Source organism: Ancylothrix sp. D3o (assembly GCF_025370775.1).
Lineage (GTDB): Bacteria > Cyanobacteriota > Cyanobacteriia > Cyanobacteriales > Oscillatoriaceae > Ancylothrix.
In genome coordinates this window covers 11887-26891 of record NZ_JAMXEX010000008.1, presented here as the reverse complement: position 1 = coordinate 26891, position 15005 = coordinate 11887, and the positions used below count along the sequence as shown (strand labels likewise).

Here is a 15005-nt window from a genome sequence, read left to right as displayed (position 1 = left end):
ACGCAGATGTACGCGGAGCGGCGCGATAGCGCTACGCAGATGAATAGGATAGGTTAATTGCTTTATCAACCAGGCTTTTATCTATGCTAAAACTATTAACTTATCTGCGTCTATCTGCGGTTAAATTTATAAATCACCGGCTAATGAAATGGGCCCAAATATTGCCATCCGGGCCGGCAACTCGGTTTAAATAGCTGTAGGGATAAAGTAATTTTGCGCCTTCTGTGTCGGAATATCCGGTGAGGGCGTCTCCCCAAGGATCGTTAACAATTAAGCCTTGTGAGGTGTATCCGACGACGCAAACGATATGGCCGGTGGCGGTAAAATCACCGGCTAAAATGCAAGGACGCCGGTTAATTATTTCTGTTTGAATTTCTGACCATGTGCGGTTCGTGTTAAAGGTGCTTTTGTATCCGTAGGCGCGTATTAATTGCGATAAAACGCTGTGATCTGTTTGCGAACCTTCGCCATATTTGTTGAAGCACCATTGCAATAATTCGTCTTCTAGTTGTCCGCCCCAACTTGTCCGCATTCCATAGTAATATAATGCCATTGCGATTGATGTGACGTTACAAGTTGACCAATAAAAACGGGGGTTATCTCGTTGCGAAAAGTGGGGAACGTTGAGTTCAACTTGATTGGGAAAGGGGTTGAAAATTCGCCCGCCTCGTCGCATTTTGATGTGGGGAGGATAAAGAAAGCCGGTGTTTCCAAAGTTGGTAAATTCTTCGGTAAATGCTACTTTGATATGTCCGTCTTCTAAACCATAACTGCCTACGCCATAAATGCGTCCTTTTGGCAAGGCTGTTTTTTCGGCGTTGCCTAATTTTGCTGTATCGATTGGTTTCTTTTTCAAGGCGGTACTTTCGACAACTGTTGCGCTTAAAGCTTGGGGATCGTAGGGGATGATTTTGTTGTCTTTTTTTAGTTGAATATGTCGCCAATAGATATAACCAACTTTGCCAAAATTGGGGATATTTTGGGCAAGGGTGATGCGATAATGTCCTTTCATGCAAGCATAGCCGGTGATGGCAAAGTTTTGCCCTAAAAGTAAGGCTGATTTTTGATTGGCTGGTAGGGTTCCTGCATCCACCGGCTTGCTTTTTATGAAGGTGGTTTCTGTTACTAACATTTCGGCAGCAAGTTCGGTGTCTGGTACGTCTTCAATCTCAAATTTTAAGATTTGATTGCCTTTGCTTAGTTGGATATGTTCTTCATAAAAATAGCCAAAGGTTCCCACCGGCTGTAAGGCAGAATTGAGGGTGACTTTTAAATGTCCGTCGATAAATCCGTATTTACTGACTGTGAAGTTTTGGCCGGCTTTTATCAAGGTTTTTTGTTGGTTATTTAAGCTTGCTGAATCAACCGGCGCGATTTTAAAAAAGGTGTCTGTTAGGACTTTTAAGGTTAATCCTTGTCCGACTGTCATGGCATCATCGCTGACAGTAATATAGATAATTTGACTGGCGACAATTTTGCCGCTGCTGTCGGTTCCTCTCAGGCGTAACCAACGGGCACCGGCTTCTTGGAAGCCTTGATTTAAGCGCACTTGCCATGTGCCGGCGCTGCGGTTTACGCTGACTTGCAAGGCAAATTTATCTTCTGCTAAAAGCCGGATATTTGCGACTTGTTTGGGATCAAAACTGCCGCTGAGGGTTGCGGGTTGTTTGGCTAAAAATTCGGTGGGGCTTTGGTAGGTTAAGGCGGGGGAAGAGTTGAGATTTTTTCCGCCTTGGCTGAGTTGTACAAAGTCGGGGAAAAAATAGCCTGTGTTGCCAAATCCGGGGATATTTTCTGTTATGCTAACTTTTAAGTGTCCGCCTTCTAAAAGGTAGCCGGTTACGCCATAAATCCAGCCAGCAGGTAGGGTTATTTGTTCTTCAATTTTTAGGGTACTGCCGTCTACAGGACGCTTTTTAAAAAGGGTGGTTTTGAGGACGGTTAAAATAACTTGGTTGGTGTCAAATTGTACTATTTTACCGTCTTTTCTGATTTGAACGTGGGGGGCGTAAAGATAGCCGGTTCTGCCAAAGTTGGGGATTTCTTGTAAGAAGCTGACTCTGAAATGTCCTTCTATACAAGTGTAGCCGGTGATGTAAAAGTTTTGTCCTTGGGGAATGTCTAGTTTTTGTCGCAAAGATAGTTCTGCTGAGTCTTCAGGTTTAGTTTTTAATTTGGTGGCTTGGGTGATGGTTAAAAGGCAGCAACCAGGGGGAATATTGGCAGTATCAACTGTAGGAATAGAGGGCAGGTTTTGAGTGATTTGAACGTGCCGATCATAAAGATAGCCAACACTTCCCACCGGCACTAAGGGGGAGGTTAATTCAACTTTGAAATGTCCGTTTGTGGGTTCGGAAGTGTTAATTTTAAAGGTTTGTCCGGCTGTTAGTCTAACTTTTTGATTGTCGCGGAGGCTGCTTGAATCTGCCGGTGCGGCTTTAAAAAAGGTATCTTGGATAATTTTAATGCTGGATGAGTCGCTCATTGTTATTCTTTGCCAAATCTGATAGCTACATTTTACGGGGGGTGGGTTGTTTGTTCCGTTAAGTTTTTTTTAGAATTTAAAAAGCCGGCTTTTTGGCGAAACCGGCTTTTTGAATAAAATTAAACTAAGGTTTTTAAAATGTCCTGGGCGTGGGTTTCGGGAATGAGGCTGTCGCCTTCATAAACTTGAGCAATTCTGCCAATTTGATCAATTACATAGGTGACTCTTTTGGCTTTTTCGTCAGATTTTTGGGCATCATAAGCCTTGGTGATAGTGCCATCGGTATCGGCGATAAGAGGGAAGGGTAAACTGTATTTTTCGCTGAATTGTTGATGGGAAATTTCATCATCACGGCTGACTCCCAAAACGGCGATTTTATGTCTTAAATAGGCGCTGTAGTTATCTCGAAAACTACAAGCTTCTTTTGTACATCCGGGGGTGTCGTCTTTGGGATAAAAGTAAATAACGAGAATTTGGCCGGCAAAATCTGATAATTTGATGGTGTTACCATTTGTGTCTTTGCCGGTGAATGCTGGGGCTGCGGTGCCGGTGGGTAGTGTCATATTTATGAATTAGGAATTGAGAGTTGGTAGGTTGGGTTAAGCGTCAGCGGTATCCAAAAAATTAGCGTTATTCCACACAAGTTTACGGTGTAAATCTCGCTAATAATTCCTCACGGGATAATTGCAAAAGCAAAGGGGTAGATTCTTCTGGTGGAAGCGCTAAAATTGCGTCAATAATTCCTGCCAGTTGCGAGTCTAATTCTCCAAAACGTGAGCGCAGTAAACTTTCAATAACGCGGCGCTGTCCCTGTTGGAGTCCCTGTTGGAGTCCTTGCTGCTGTGCCTGTTCAAGTTGTTGATCAAAAAGAGGTGATAATCGCATAACTAACTCCTGATCTTCTGAATCTTTATTTGGTGTAATTTGTAGGTCAGCTTTTAACCGATTGAGTAGCGTTAAAGCATTTTTTCGGAATGGATTATTTGCCGGCAGTCTCTCTAATTCGTCAATCGCTTTTTTCTGCACTGTACCCTTTCCAAGAATTCTTAACCACAATGTTTCTGTGGTGCGGGGTAACTGGTGAATGACTACTATTGCTGTCCTAAAATAGGATGGCATAAAATACACTCCGGGCAACCCGTTGTCATCTATTATAGCACCAAATCCAGACAGCACTGATTCGGATGCGGTAGGGCTAAAAATCCACAATTTCGCTAAGTTTGAATCCTCAATATCGGTATTGTTGCGATTGGCTTCACGCCACAAATGCCGGCGAATTTCTAATATTTTTACAAGACAATCTCCTATTTCTTGCGGCGTGGCAGGATTGCGAAAAGGTTCAAAAATACAGGGTGTTGTTGCCAATCTTCCTAATAATCCTAAAGTTTCCGTACTTGCTTGATTTTCTGATGCCGGTGAAAACCAAACATCTATTTCTCGGACTTCAGCAGCAACACGCCGGGGAGCTTGAACTGTTCCGAAAGGACTTAATAATTCCTCTAAATAATCTTTAGCAAATTGGTCGTGAATAAATCGAGTCATTATTTGGTATTAACGTATTTATGAAATTCCAATTTCCAAATAATAAAACCGGCCTTGGTGATGCCGGTTTTGCTTAAAAAAGGAAAAAACTAAGCGATGGCTGCTAAAATATCTTTAGCGTGGGATTCGGTGTTGATTTTATCCAAAACTTGGGAAATTTTGCCTTCGCTGTCAATAATATAGGTGACACGCTTCGCATAGTCACCGTTCTCAACATCGTAAGCTTTGGTAATAGCACCATCGGTATCTGCTAACAATTGAAAAGGTAAACCATACTTTTCTGTGAAGGCTTTGTGCGAAGCTTCATCATCGCGGCTAACACCCAAAACAACCATTTCTTTTCCTTGGTATTCTGGATAAGAATCGCGGAAACTTTGTGCTTGTTTGGTGCAGCCTGGGGTGTCGTCTTTGGGATAGAAATACAATACAACCGTTTTGCCTTTAAATTCAGACAATGTAACGGTGTTTCCGCTGGTGTCTTTGACGCTGAAATCTGGGGCAACAGTGCCGACAGCTAAAGTCATAGATGCAAAATCCTCTTTAATTTTTTGACGCTTTCTAAATAGTAACACTTTGCTGACCCACAGAAAAGTCCCCTAAACCTTAAAAATTTTTATGTTGTGAATTTATATTGTTAGGGAAATGATATCTAGCAGTTTTTAGTTGGTACCAAGATAAAAACCGCTTTTCTTAAAGAAAGCCGCTTTTTCTGTCCCCACTCCCTAGAAAAACGCTAGGAAATAAAGACGAGGTGATTCTGGCTTGGCCAACGGTTTCTTTAGAGGCTTATTCGATGATGCCAATAAAATGCTATGATTAAGTTAACTACAAAAGGAGAAAAATATGGGTTCCACAATTAGTGTTAATAACGATACATTTGAAGCAGAAGTTTTTCAAAAATCATTTGAGAAGCCGGTGTTAATTGATTTTTATGCGACCTGGTGCGGCCCATGCCAAATGTTAAAGCCAATTTTAGAAAATATCGCCCAAGAATATGATCTGGTGGTGGCAAAGGTTAATATTGATGAAAATCAGCGATTAGCGCATGATTATGGAGTAGAGGGAATTCCGGATGTACGGTTAATGAATCAAGGGGAAATGGTAGATAAATTTGTGGGAGTTTTGCCAGAACCGAAAATGCGAGAATTTTTAGGTAAACATAATATTAAATCCGGTTTAGAAAAAGGACTTTATGCCATTGAAACCGAAATTCAGGCGGGGAATTTTGAAGCAGCAGGCAGAATTATGGAAACCTTGCTTGGCGAGTATCCACAAAATAAAGGCTTAATGTTAGAAGCGGCTAAGTTGTACATTGATTGCGAACAATTGGAAAAAGCCGAAACTTTATTATCTTCAATTCCCGAATCAGAAAAGCAACTTTACAGCCAAGCGCAAGCCTTGAAACAGTTTATTGTTCTCGAACGCGCTTGCAAAATTCCCCAAGGAGATAGCGAACTGGATAAAATGTTTTCGCAGGCGGCTTGTTTGGTAGTAGAAGGTCATTATCAAGAAGCTTTGGAGGGATTTTTAGAAATTGTCAGGGAAGATAGAAGTTATAAAAATGATGGGGCAAGAAAAGCAATTTTGGCGTTATTTGAATTGCTGGGAGAAGAGAACCCGCTGACAAAAGAATACCGCAAAAAATTAATGATGGCATTGTATTAAATCCCCAAAGTTGGGGCAAAATCCAAGTTAAACTAACAAAAACTCCCAAGGATTAGCAAGTGATGACGAAAGAATTTAGCGTAGGTCAAAAAGTAAAATTGGTAATGCAACCGGCCTATTTTAAAACTGCCGAACCGATGCCAATGTTGCGTCCGCCGAATGTTGTTCAACTCGGAGAAGAAGGGATAGTTTTAGACCGGCGCCCAGGCGGATATTGGGGAGTGCGATTTCAAAAAGGCGCCTTTTTAATTGATAGCCAATATATTGAGCCGGTGGAAGCTTAAAACACCAGTGGCGCAGGCGTCCCGCCTGCGATTGCTGGCGCCCAGCCCCCCATTACCACTTCCCAACTTTCCGTAAAGATTGAATCGTGGTGATGGCGTGTTTTGACACAATTTCTATCTCTTCTTTTGTATTAAACCGGCCAATTCCAAACCGCAAAGAAGCAAACGCCAACTCATCAGGAATTCCTAACGCTTTCAACACATGAGAAGGCGCAATTTTTGCCGAAGTACAAGCAGAACCAGACGACACCGCCATAACCGGCTGCAACCCCAATAATAAAGCCTGTCCATCCACCCCCGCAACGCTAATATTCAAATTTCCGGGTAAGCGTTTTTCCGGGTGTCCGTTGAGAAAAATGTCTCCAATAATCGCCATTTTTTCCCATAATAAATCCCGCAAACTTTTAAGCCGGCTTCCCTCACTTTCCATCTCCAAAATTGCCAACTCTACCGCTTTACCCAGTCCCACAATTTGCGGTGTATAAAGAGTACCAGAACGCATCCCTCTTTCATGTCCTCCCCCGTGCATTTGCGCTGCAATTTGTACTCTGGGATTTCGCCGGCGGACATACAAAACACCAATACCTTTAGGTGCGTAAATTTTATGGCCGGTGATAGACATTAAATCAATTTTCATCGCTTGCACATCCAACGGAATTTTACCTATAGCTTGCGCCGCATCCGTATGGAAAAAAGCCCCTCTTTCTCGGCAAATTTCCCCAATTTCTGCTAAAGGTTGAATCACCCCTATCTCATTATTAGCAGCCATCATAGACACTAAAATAGTATCAGGACGCAAGGCTTTTTCAAAAGCATCTAAATCCACTAAACCATCTTGTTGCACCGGCAAATAAGTAACTTCAAATCCCAACTTTTCTAAATACTCACAAGGATCGAGAACAGCATTATGTTCTGTTTGCAGAGTAATAATGTGCCGGCCCTTGCTAAAATATGCCTCAGCCACACCTTTTATCGCTAAATTATTCGCCTCCGTTGCACTACTGGTAAAAACAATTTCTTCTGCTGTACAATTAATCGCATCCGCGATAATTTGCCGTGCTACTTTTACCGCAGCTTCCGCCTCCCAACCATATTGATGATTAATACTGGCTGGGTTGCCGAAATGTTGCGTAAAATAAGGCAACATTGCCTCTAAAACCCGTTCGTCTACCGCAGTGGTGGCGTGATTGTCAAGATAAATAGGACGCTGCATTTTTAGATTTTTGATTAGGTTATCACTTGTCAAAGCTAAGAATATATTGTTACATATTTTTGGGTTAACAAAAAAATCGATTTATTTCAAAAAAATCCCCCATGCAAACCAACATCAAAGAAGAACACAAACCCCTAACAGCAAAAGCCGCTATTTCCCTTGGCAGTAACTTAGGAGAATCCCCCATAATTTTAGAAAAAGCCTTAGAAACCCTAGAACAAACTAGCGACATAATTATAGAAAACATATCTAACTGGTATGAAACCGTGCCGGTGGGGCCGGCCCAACCCAATTATATCAATGGTTGTGCAATTATCCAAACAGAATTATCACCGCAAAATCTATTAAAAACCCTGCTGGAAATAGAAACAAAATTTGGCAGAGTTCGCGCCGAACGTTGGGGGGCAAGAATTCTTGACTTAGACTTAATTTTGTACGAGAATTTAATCCTAAACACACCCCAATTGCAAATTCCTCACCCGCGCATGAGCGAGCGAGCCTTTGTCCTAGTTCCCCTTGCAGAAATTGCCCCAAATTGGATCGAGCCGGTGACAGGCAAAACCATCGCAGAACTGCTACAAAAAATAGATACATCAGGAATTATCAAAAAGATTGAATTAAATCCAGAAAGATGAGAAACTATTAAAAGTAATCTATCCCAAAAATCCCATGCCCCTCGGAAATGAACCCGCAGAAATCTTAAAACAGCGCCTATTCTATCAAGGCAGAAAATTTAATTTTGATGTTAACCGGCTCAGACTTCCCAACGGCGCAGAAGGAGACTGGGAGTGCATACATCACCCCGGCGGAGCCCTCGCAGTACCCGTCACCCCCGAAGGCAAACTGGTATTAGTAAAACAATACCGTTTTGCCGCCAAAGGACGCATTTTAGAATTCCCCGCCGGCACAGTTGAAGTCAACGAAAACCCCGCCGAAACCATCAAAAGAGAAATTGAAGAAGAGACAGGATATCGAGCCGGCAAATGGCAAAAATTAGGCGAATTTCTATTAGCCCCCGGCTACTCCGATGAAATTATTTACGCATTTTTAGCCCAAGACTTAGAAAAACTTGAAAAACCACCCCAACAAGACGAAGACGAAGACATCGAAACCGTGTTATTCACCCCCGAAGAACTAGAAAAAGCCATACTCTCAGGAGAACCCATCGATGCAAAATCAATTTCAAGCTTTTTCCTTGCTCGTCCATTTTTAAGCTAAAATAGTTTAATTTGTCGGTTGGGTTTCGTTTCTCAACCCAACCTACTAAAAAAGCCTACAAACAAATAAAACCGAGGTAAAAATGCTCTTAGAATTAGCAATAGGCGACGCTTATGGAGCCGGTTTTGAATTTGCCGATCCTCAGATTATCAAAGAACATAACAACCTAAGCAAATATATTCAACACCCCCGCCACAAAATCCAACCAGGATGTTATACAGACGACACCCAAATGAGCCTCGCCATAGCAGAAACAATCGTCTTTCAACAACCTTGGACAGCCGAAAACTTAGCAAATAAATTTGTCGAAGTTTTTAAAAGAGATCCCAGAGAAGGATACGCAGGAAGATTTTATCAATTCTTGCAAAAAATCGAAACCGGCCAACAATTTTTAGAACAAATAATCGGGACAAGCGACAAAAGTGGAGCCGCCATGAGAGCAGCCCCCATAGGCATATTTTCCACCCCTCAAAAAGTCATCCAAAACTGCAAAATACAAGCCGCAATAACCCACAACACCCCCGACGGAATAAACGCAGCCTGCGCCGCCGCCTTAATGTCTCATTACTTCCTTTATAACCTCGGAGAAAAAAAAGATTTAGGCAAATTTTTAGAAACTCACATTGCCGGTAACTGGACAGAAACTTGGCAAGGAGAAGTAGACACAAAAGGAATAAGCTGTGTAAAAGCAGCCATCACAGCCGTAATGAGAAATAACAACATGAGCGAACTTTTAAAAGACTGTATAAACTTCACCGGCGACGTCGATACAGTAGCAGCCATAGCCCTAGCAGCCGGTGCGTGTAGTCAAGAAATAGAACAAAACCTCCCCCAACACCTCATCACCAACCTAGAAAACAAAACCTATGGCAAAGACTACCTAATAAACCTCAACCAACAACTCCTAAACCTCCTCTAAAAACCTTCTTTTTATACCGATAATCTTTTGCAAAAACCATGTCTAATTTAATTTTATTTTGGCACCGGCGCGACCTCCGAATAACCGACAACATCGGCCTATCAGAAGCCAGAAAACGCACCCCCAAAGTCATCGGAATATTTTGCCTAGACCCCAACATCTTACAACGAGATGACATAGCCCCAGCCCGCGTAAAATATATGCTCGGCTGCCTAGAAAACCTCCAACAAAACTATCAAAAAACCGGCAGCCAACTCCTGATTTTAAAAAACGACCCCAAACAAGCCATCCCCAACCTAGCCAAAGCCCTCAAAGCCAAAGCCGTATTCTGGAATTGGGACATCGAACCCTACGCCCAACAACGCGACCAAACCATCAAACAAATACTCCAACAAACCGGCATCGAAGTTCAAAACTTTTGGGATCAACTCTTACACTTTCCCGACGAAATACGCACCGGCACCGGCCAAAAATACACCGTCTATACCCCCTTTTGGAGAAACTGGAATAGCAAACCAAAATCTCACCCCACACCCACCTTAGAAAACACAGAAAACCTCACTGAAACCGAACAAGAAACAGCAAAAAATGCCGGTGCAACCACCCTCCCCACCCTCAAAGAATTAGGCTTTGTTTGGGATAACCCCCTCATCCTTCAACCCGGAGAAATTGCCGCAAAACAAAAATTAGATGAATTTTGCTCTCAAGCCATCTTTGACTACGATACAAACCGAAATTACCCCGCCATAGAAGGCACATCAACCCTGAGTGCAGCCCTCAAATTTGGCGCAATTGGCATCCGCACAGTTTGGCAAGCAACCGAAACCCTAAAACCAAAATGTCAAACAGAAGAACAGCAGGCCGGTATTCAAACTTGGCAACAAGAAATCGCCTGGAGAGAATTTTATCAACACGCCCTTTATAACTTCCCAGAATTAGCCGAAGGGCCCTATAGAAACCCCTTTAAAAACTTCCCCTGGGAAGGCAACGAAACCCACTTTCAAGCCTGGTGTGAAGGCAAAACCGGCTACCCCATAATTGATGCAGCCATACGACAAATGAACCAAACCGCCTGGATGCACAACCGCTGCCGAATGATAGTAGCCAGCTTCCTCACAAAAGACCTAATTCTTAACTGGCAACTAGGCGAAAAATACTTTATGCAAAAACTTTATGACGGCGATCTTTCAGCCAACAATGGCGGCTGGCAATGGAGTGCATCAAGTGGCATGGACCCCAAACCCCTACGCATTTTTAACCCAGCAACCCAAGCCCAAAAATTTGACCCCAAAGCCGAATATATCCGCCAATGGGTACCCGAATTAGCCGGCATCAATACTAAGGATATCTTAACCGGCAACATCACCCCCCTAGAAAGAAAAGCCTGCGGATATCCAGCCCCCATTGTTGACCATAATAGACAACAACGCCGGTTTAAACAACTCTATCAACAACAAAAAGCCGACATTTAATATTTAACCCTACAAAGATAAAATCCAGTCCCATTCCTGCCTTAAACCCTCCGCCAAAGAAACCTGCGGTTTATACCCCAAAATATCCCTCGCCCGACTCACATCAGCCCCCGTATGGCGAGCATCTCCCAACGCAGCCTCTAAATAATTACGTTTAATTTTTTCCCCGGAAATTTCCTCAATTGTATCAATCACTTTTGCCAAAGAAACCCGACTTCCCCCGCCAATATTAAACACTTTTCCCACCGCCTTCTCAACTCTTGCAGCCGCTAAATTTGCCGCCACAATATCACCAACAAACGTAAAATCTCGCGTTTGCCCACCATCGCCATAAATCGAAATTGGCTGATTTTCAAGCACCGCTTTAAAAAACTTGTGAAAGGCCATATCTGGACGTTGACGGGGCCCATAAACAGTAAAATAACGCAACATCACCACCGGCACACCAAAACTGCGATGATAAATTTTACACAAATGCTCACCGGCCAATTTTGTCATCCCATACGGTGAAACCGGCATCGGACAAACCTCCTCAGAAGTCGGCAACATTTCCGCATTTCCATACACCGAAGAACTCGAAGCAAAGACAAATTTTTTTAAATTAGGCGCATTTTTTGCCGCTTCCAATAACACCTGTGTAGCATTAACATTGCGCTCAGTATAAAGCCCAAAAGTCTGCCCCCAACTTGCCCGCACTCCTGCCTGTGCTGCTTGGTGATAAATTACTTCCGCATCTTCCAACAAAGCCGCCCAAGGTAACGATAAAATATCCCCTTCAATTAACTCAAAATTAGGGTGACATTCCAAAAAAGATATATTTTTTCGCTTCAATTCGGGATTATAATAATCATTAAAATGATCGACACCAATCACGCGCTCACCCCGAAGCAGCAACGTTTCCGCTAAATGAGAACCAATAAAACCAGCCGCGCCGGTGACAATAGATGTCGGCATATTCCCCACAACTCATAAACTTGTAGAACGGTTACAAAAACTCAAAGCGAGAATCCGTAATAGCTTAGGATAATAAGATGTAATCGCCCGCCCTAGCAAGCAGGGCCGGTAAAATTAAGGTTGGGAAACTACGATTGTGAAGGTTTTAGTTGTTGGTAATGGCGGGCGAGAACACGCCCTCGCTTGGAAATTATTGCAATCAAGCAAAGTTGAGCAAGTGCTATGCGTTCCTGGCAATGGCGGAACTGCAACCCTCGAACGCTGTATAAACCTGCCTTTGACGATAGATGATTTTGAAGGCATCCGAAAAGCAATTCAAAAACATCAAATCGATTTGGTGGCCATTGGCCCAGAATTGCCCCTGGCGATGGGAATGACGGACTACTTGCAACAGCATGATATTACGGTGTTTGGCCCCACGCAAACGGGGGCGCAAATTGAAGCGAGTAAGTCTTGGGCAAAAAAATTAATGCAGGATGCCAGTGTTCCTACGGCAAAGTCGGCCACCTTCACTGATAATGAGGTGGATGCAGCGCTCAGCTATGTGGCCCAACAAGGTGCACCGATTGTAATTAAAGCTGATGGACTTGCCGCCGGCAAGGGGGTAACGGTGGCAACAACTATCGAGGAAGCTGTTTCGGCTATCCAAGCTTCGTTTAATGGACAGTTTGGACTGGCCGGTGAGTGTGTGGTGGTGGAAGAGTTTTTAACCGGCCAGGAAGCTTCTGTGCTGGCCCTCACCGATGGTAAAACCATTGTCCCCCTGTTGCCGGCCCAAGATCACAAAGCGGTAGGAGAGGGAGACACCGGCCCGAATACCGGCGGGATGGGAGTTTATGCACCGGCGCCGGTTGTCACGCCCGAAATGCTGACGCAAGTGCAAGAACAAGTTTTGCAACCCACCCTCAGCGCTTTGCAAGAACGCGGTATCGACTATCGGGGTGTGCTTTATGCCGGTTTGATGATTTCGCCTAATGGTGAAATAAAGGTTTTGGAGTTTAACTGCCGGTTTGGCGATCCTGAAACTCAGGCAATTTTGCCTTTGCTGGATACGCCTTTGGAAGATTTACTGCTGGCTTGTGCTGAAGGCCGGCTGGCTGATGTTGAGGTGCGCTGGAAGTCGGGCGCGTCTGCTTGTGTGGTGATGGCTGCCGGTGGGTATCCAGGGGACTACAAAAAAGGCGATACCATCACCGGCCTGGATAAAGCGGAGGCTGCTGGAGCGGTGGTTTTCCACGCTGGGACTCGTCTCAAAGATGGTCAAGTGGTAACAGATGGCGGTCGCGTTTTAGGTGTAACAGCCACCGGCCATGACTTTGATGATGCCTTTGCTCGCGCCTATACTGCTGTTGACAGCATTGAGTTTGAAGGCCGGTATTTCCGCCGCGATATTGGTCATCGCGTCCGCAGCAAGAGTTAACTTCACCCCCCAACCCCCCTTAAAAAGGGGGGGATAAACCAGAGAAAGCAGTTAGTTTTTTTCAGGTTTATTTTGCCAATTTAAATAAATGATTTTTGTGGAAACATTGGGCAAATGCTCACATTGCTGCTGCTCAAAACGCAGAGTTAAAGATTGATTTGTTTTCACAATTAACGTGCGGTCTAAACTGCCTTTTACTTGTGCAGATAAGGCGTAAAGAACACCGGGGGCGTTATTCAATTTCTGTCGAGCGTGGAAGTTTGCCCATTGCATTTCAATATTTAAATTGCCTTGCCAGGGAGCTAAATAAACACACACCGCACCGTCGTATTGAGAATTAATAGAATAGGTTTTTTGCGATTCTCGACTTAAGGCCGGTTCGCTTATAACCATTCCTAAAACGGCTGCACCCAGCACAATTGTTTTTAGCTGATTTTTCTTCATTGAAAAAATAGTCGTTGGTGATGATTATTTTTACCATGAATATCCCTTATTAGTTGCACGACGGCAGCACAAGGGTCTAAAAACCGGTTTTTTTTCAAGCTCTTGACAAAAGGTTATAGATATAGTATTTAAAATCTCTTGCTGGCAGCCATCAAATAAATGTAACTTTTTGTTAAGTGAAGTAGGGGGTGAGACCCCTCAGTGTGCTAGATTAATATCATGTAGATGCACCCTGATGGACGCGCCCAGTTTTTGGGCGTTTTTTGTTTTTCGGGGAGATGCCGGTGCAGCACAGTATTGCGAAAAGAGCCTTATAAGCGAATTAAATTTACAAATAATTTACGGCTAGATAAATTTTTGACAAAGAATGAAGGGTTAAACCCCCAAGCGGACTAAAGTAGAAATATATAGATGCACCCTGATGGAGACGCCCAGCCGTTGGGCGTTTTTTTATAATTAAGAGCCGGCGGGAAGCGAAAAACTCCCGCCAAAGCCACAAGAAATATCAAAATTGTGATTTTTCCAGCAACCGGGTAAAGTGTCGAGAAATTTAACGAGTCTCCGAATAGCGATCAAACCATTCTTGATAAGTTTCCCGCACTTCCGAGTCATGCAAAACAAGTTCAATACGCACCTTTGCACATCCGTGACGCGGTTGAGCAGAAATAGCTTTTAAAATGCGGGCTGCAACTTGCGGCGAAACAAATTCTCCCCGTACCACCGGCCCACTTTCGAGGCGGGTAATATCGCTAAACTCAAGGCCGGTGATTTCGCCTTCACCGAGATCAATTTCTGCTAGTTGTTTGCGTTCTGGGCTAATTTGTTCGACAATCAATTTTTCCCGACGCACCGGCACTTGCACCATCCGCGTTTCAATTTCTTTGCGAACAATTACATCCCCAACTTTTTGCTTTTTGCGGTTAATAACCAGCCGTTCTTCTAATAAACGAATCGACTCGTGAGCCTCAATTTCGTCGTGTTCGGGTTTGTTTTCTGACAAGTCTGAATTTTCTGTGAGGGGGACTGGTGAAGTTTCGCGTAATTGTTCGAGCCGGTCTGCCGTCACATTGATTAATAAAGATTTAGTTGCGTAGTCAATTTTTTGAATTAAATTGCTACTTAATAAAAATTGTCGGGAATTTTGGCCAGAGGTTGTTTGAGAGACAACTAAATTAATCTGGCCATTGGGGGCGAGAAAAACATCCTTAACCGTTCCTAAAATTAGGCCGTTGGGGTCTTTTACCAATAAATTATTAAGCCGATTTCTAAATTGGTCAATACGGCTATCAAAGCCCGAATCACTATTAACCGAGGTAAAAGTTTTAGCAGAGGAATTATCAATCATTTTTATCACCAAGTTAGCACGGTTAATGAAAAGCACAGGCAGAG

The 15005-nt window shown here is 43.5% G+C and carries 15 protein-coding genes; 7 read left to right on the top strand and 8 right to left on the bottom strand.

Features of this window, described 5'->3' with window-relative positions:
- Window positions 1-133 precede the first annotated feature (133 nt).
- The 4 genes from NG798_RS15055 to NG798_RS15040 form a co-directional block, all read right to left on the bottom strand.
- Entirely contained in the window at window positions 134-2485 is a 2352-nt protein-coding gene (locus tag NG798_RS15055; RefSeq protein ID WP_261224483.1) for a C39 family peptidase, read from the bottom strand.
- Window positions 2486-2604: 119 nt separating this feature from the next.
- Window positions 2605-3048, bottom strand: coding sequence for a peroxiredoxin (locus NG798_RS15050; protein WP_261224480.1), 444 nt, complete (start codon window positions 3046-3048; stop codon window positions 2605-2607).
- 82 nt (window positions 3049-3130) lie between these two features.
- Window positions 3131-4027 (bottom strand): hypothetical protein, encoded by an 897-nt coding sequence (locus NG798_RS15045; protein ID WP_261224478.1) that lies wholly within the window; start codon window positions 4025-4027, stop codon window positions 3131-3133.
- 89 nt (window positions 4028-4116) lie between these two features.
- Window positions 4117-4551: a peroxiredoxin gene (locus tag NG798_RS15040; protein ID WP_261224476.1), complete on the bottom strand. Its 435-nt coding sequence runs from the start codon at window positions 4549-4551 to the stop codon at window positions 4117-4119.
- Between the two features lie 319 nt (window positions 4552-4870).
- Between NG798_RS15040 and trxA the strand changes: the two genes are divergently transcribed.
- Window positions 4871-5692 carry a thioredoxin gene (gene trxA, locus NG798_RS15035; RefSeq protein WP_261224474.1) on the top strand — a complete coding sequence of 274 codons (822 nt, stop codon included), beginning with the start codon at window positions 4871-4873 and terminating at the stop codon, window positions 5690-5692.
- A gap of 62 nt (window positions 5693-5754) precedes the next feature.
- On the top strand, window positions 5755-5976 hold the full coding sequence (sipA, locus tag NG798_RS15030) for a regulatory protein SipA (RefSeq protein WP_261224471.1): 222 nt from the start codon (window positions 5755-5757) through the stop codon (window positions 5974-5976).
- Between the two features lie 52 nt (window positions 5977-6028).
- On the opposite strand, the gene NG798_RS15025 is transcribed toward sipA, so the two are convergent.
- A complete protein-coding gene (locus NG798_RS15025; RefSeq protein WP_261224469.1) occupies window positions 6029-7189 on the bottom strand; it encodes an IscS subfamily cysteine desulfurase in 1161 nt (386 codons plus the stop codon).
- A gap of 101 nt (window positions 7190-7290) precedes the next feature.
- Between NG798_RS15025 and folK the strand changes: the two genes are divergently transcribed.
- The 4 genes from folK to NG798_RS15005 all read left to right on the top strand — a co-directional run bounded on the left by folK (window position 7291) and on the right by NG798_RS15005 (window position 10798).
- Window positions 7291-7824 carry a 2-amino-4-hydroxy-6-hydroxymethyldihydropteridine diphosphokinase gene (folK, locus tag NG798_RS15020; protein WP_261224467.1) on the top strand — a complete coding sequence of 178 codons (534 nt, stop codon included), beginning with the start codon at window positions 7291-7293 and terminating at the stop codon, window positions 7822-7824.
- A gap of 34 nt (window positions 7825-7858) precedes the next feature.
- Window positions 7859-8407: an NUDIX hydrolase gene (locus tag NG798_RS15015; RefSeq protein WP_261224465.1), complete on the top strand. Its 549-nt coding sequence runs from the start codon at window positions 7859-7861 to the stop codon at window positions 8405-8407.
- An 82-nt stretch (window positions 8408-8489) separates the two neighbouring features.
- Window positions 8490-9326: an ADP-ribosylglycohydrolase family protein gene (locus NG798_RS15010; RefSeq protein ID WP_261224463.1), complete on the top strand. Its 837-nt coding sequence runs from the start codon at window positions 8490-8492 to the stop codon at window positions 9324-9326.
- A 38-nt stretch (window positions 9327-9364) separates the two neighbouring features.
- Complete coding sequence (locus NG798_RS15005) at window positions 9365-10798, top strand: FAD-binding domain-containing protein (RefSeq protein WP_261224461.1); 1434 nt, start codon at window positions 9365-9367, stop codon at window positions 10796-10798.
- A gap of 9 nt (window positions 10799-10807) precedes the next feature.
- Here NG798_RS15005 and NG798_RS15000 read toward each other — a convergent pair whose 3' ends face one another.
- Entirely contained in the window at window positions 10808-11752 is a 945-nt protein-coding gene (locus NG798_RS15000; RefSeq protein WP_261224459.1) for an NAD-dependent epimerase/dehydratase family protein, read from the bottom strand.
- Window positions 11753-11888: 136 nt separating this feature from the next.
- Here NG798_RS15000 and purD point away from each other — a divergent pair, with 136 nt between their 5' ends.
- Window positions 11889-13172, top strand: a complete 1284-nt coding sequence (gene purD, locus NG798_RS14995; protein ID WP_261224457.1) for a phosphoribosylamine--glycine ligase — start codon at window positions 11889-11891, stop codon at window positions 13170-13172.
- Window positions 13173-13223: 51 nt separating this feature from the next.
- Here purD and NG798_RS14990 read toward each other — a convergent pair whose 3' ends face one another.
- Both NG798_RS14990 and NG798_RS14985 read right to left on the bottom strand, forming a co-directional pair.
- Window positions 13224-13616: a hypothetical protein gene (locus NG798_RS14990; protein WP_261224455.1), complete on the bottom strand. Its 393-nt coding sequence runs from the start codon at window positions 13614-13616 to the stop codon at window positions 13224-13226.
- Window positions 13617-14166: 550 nt separating this feature from the next.
- Window positions 14167-14961, bottom strand: a complete 795-nt coding sequence (locus tag NG798_RS14985; protein ID WP_261224444.1) for a YsnF/AvaK domain-containing protein — start codon at window positions 14959-14961, stop codon at window positions 14167-14169.
- Window positions 14962-15005 lie beyond the last annotated feature (44 nt).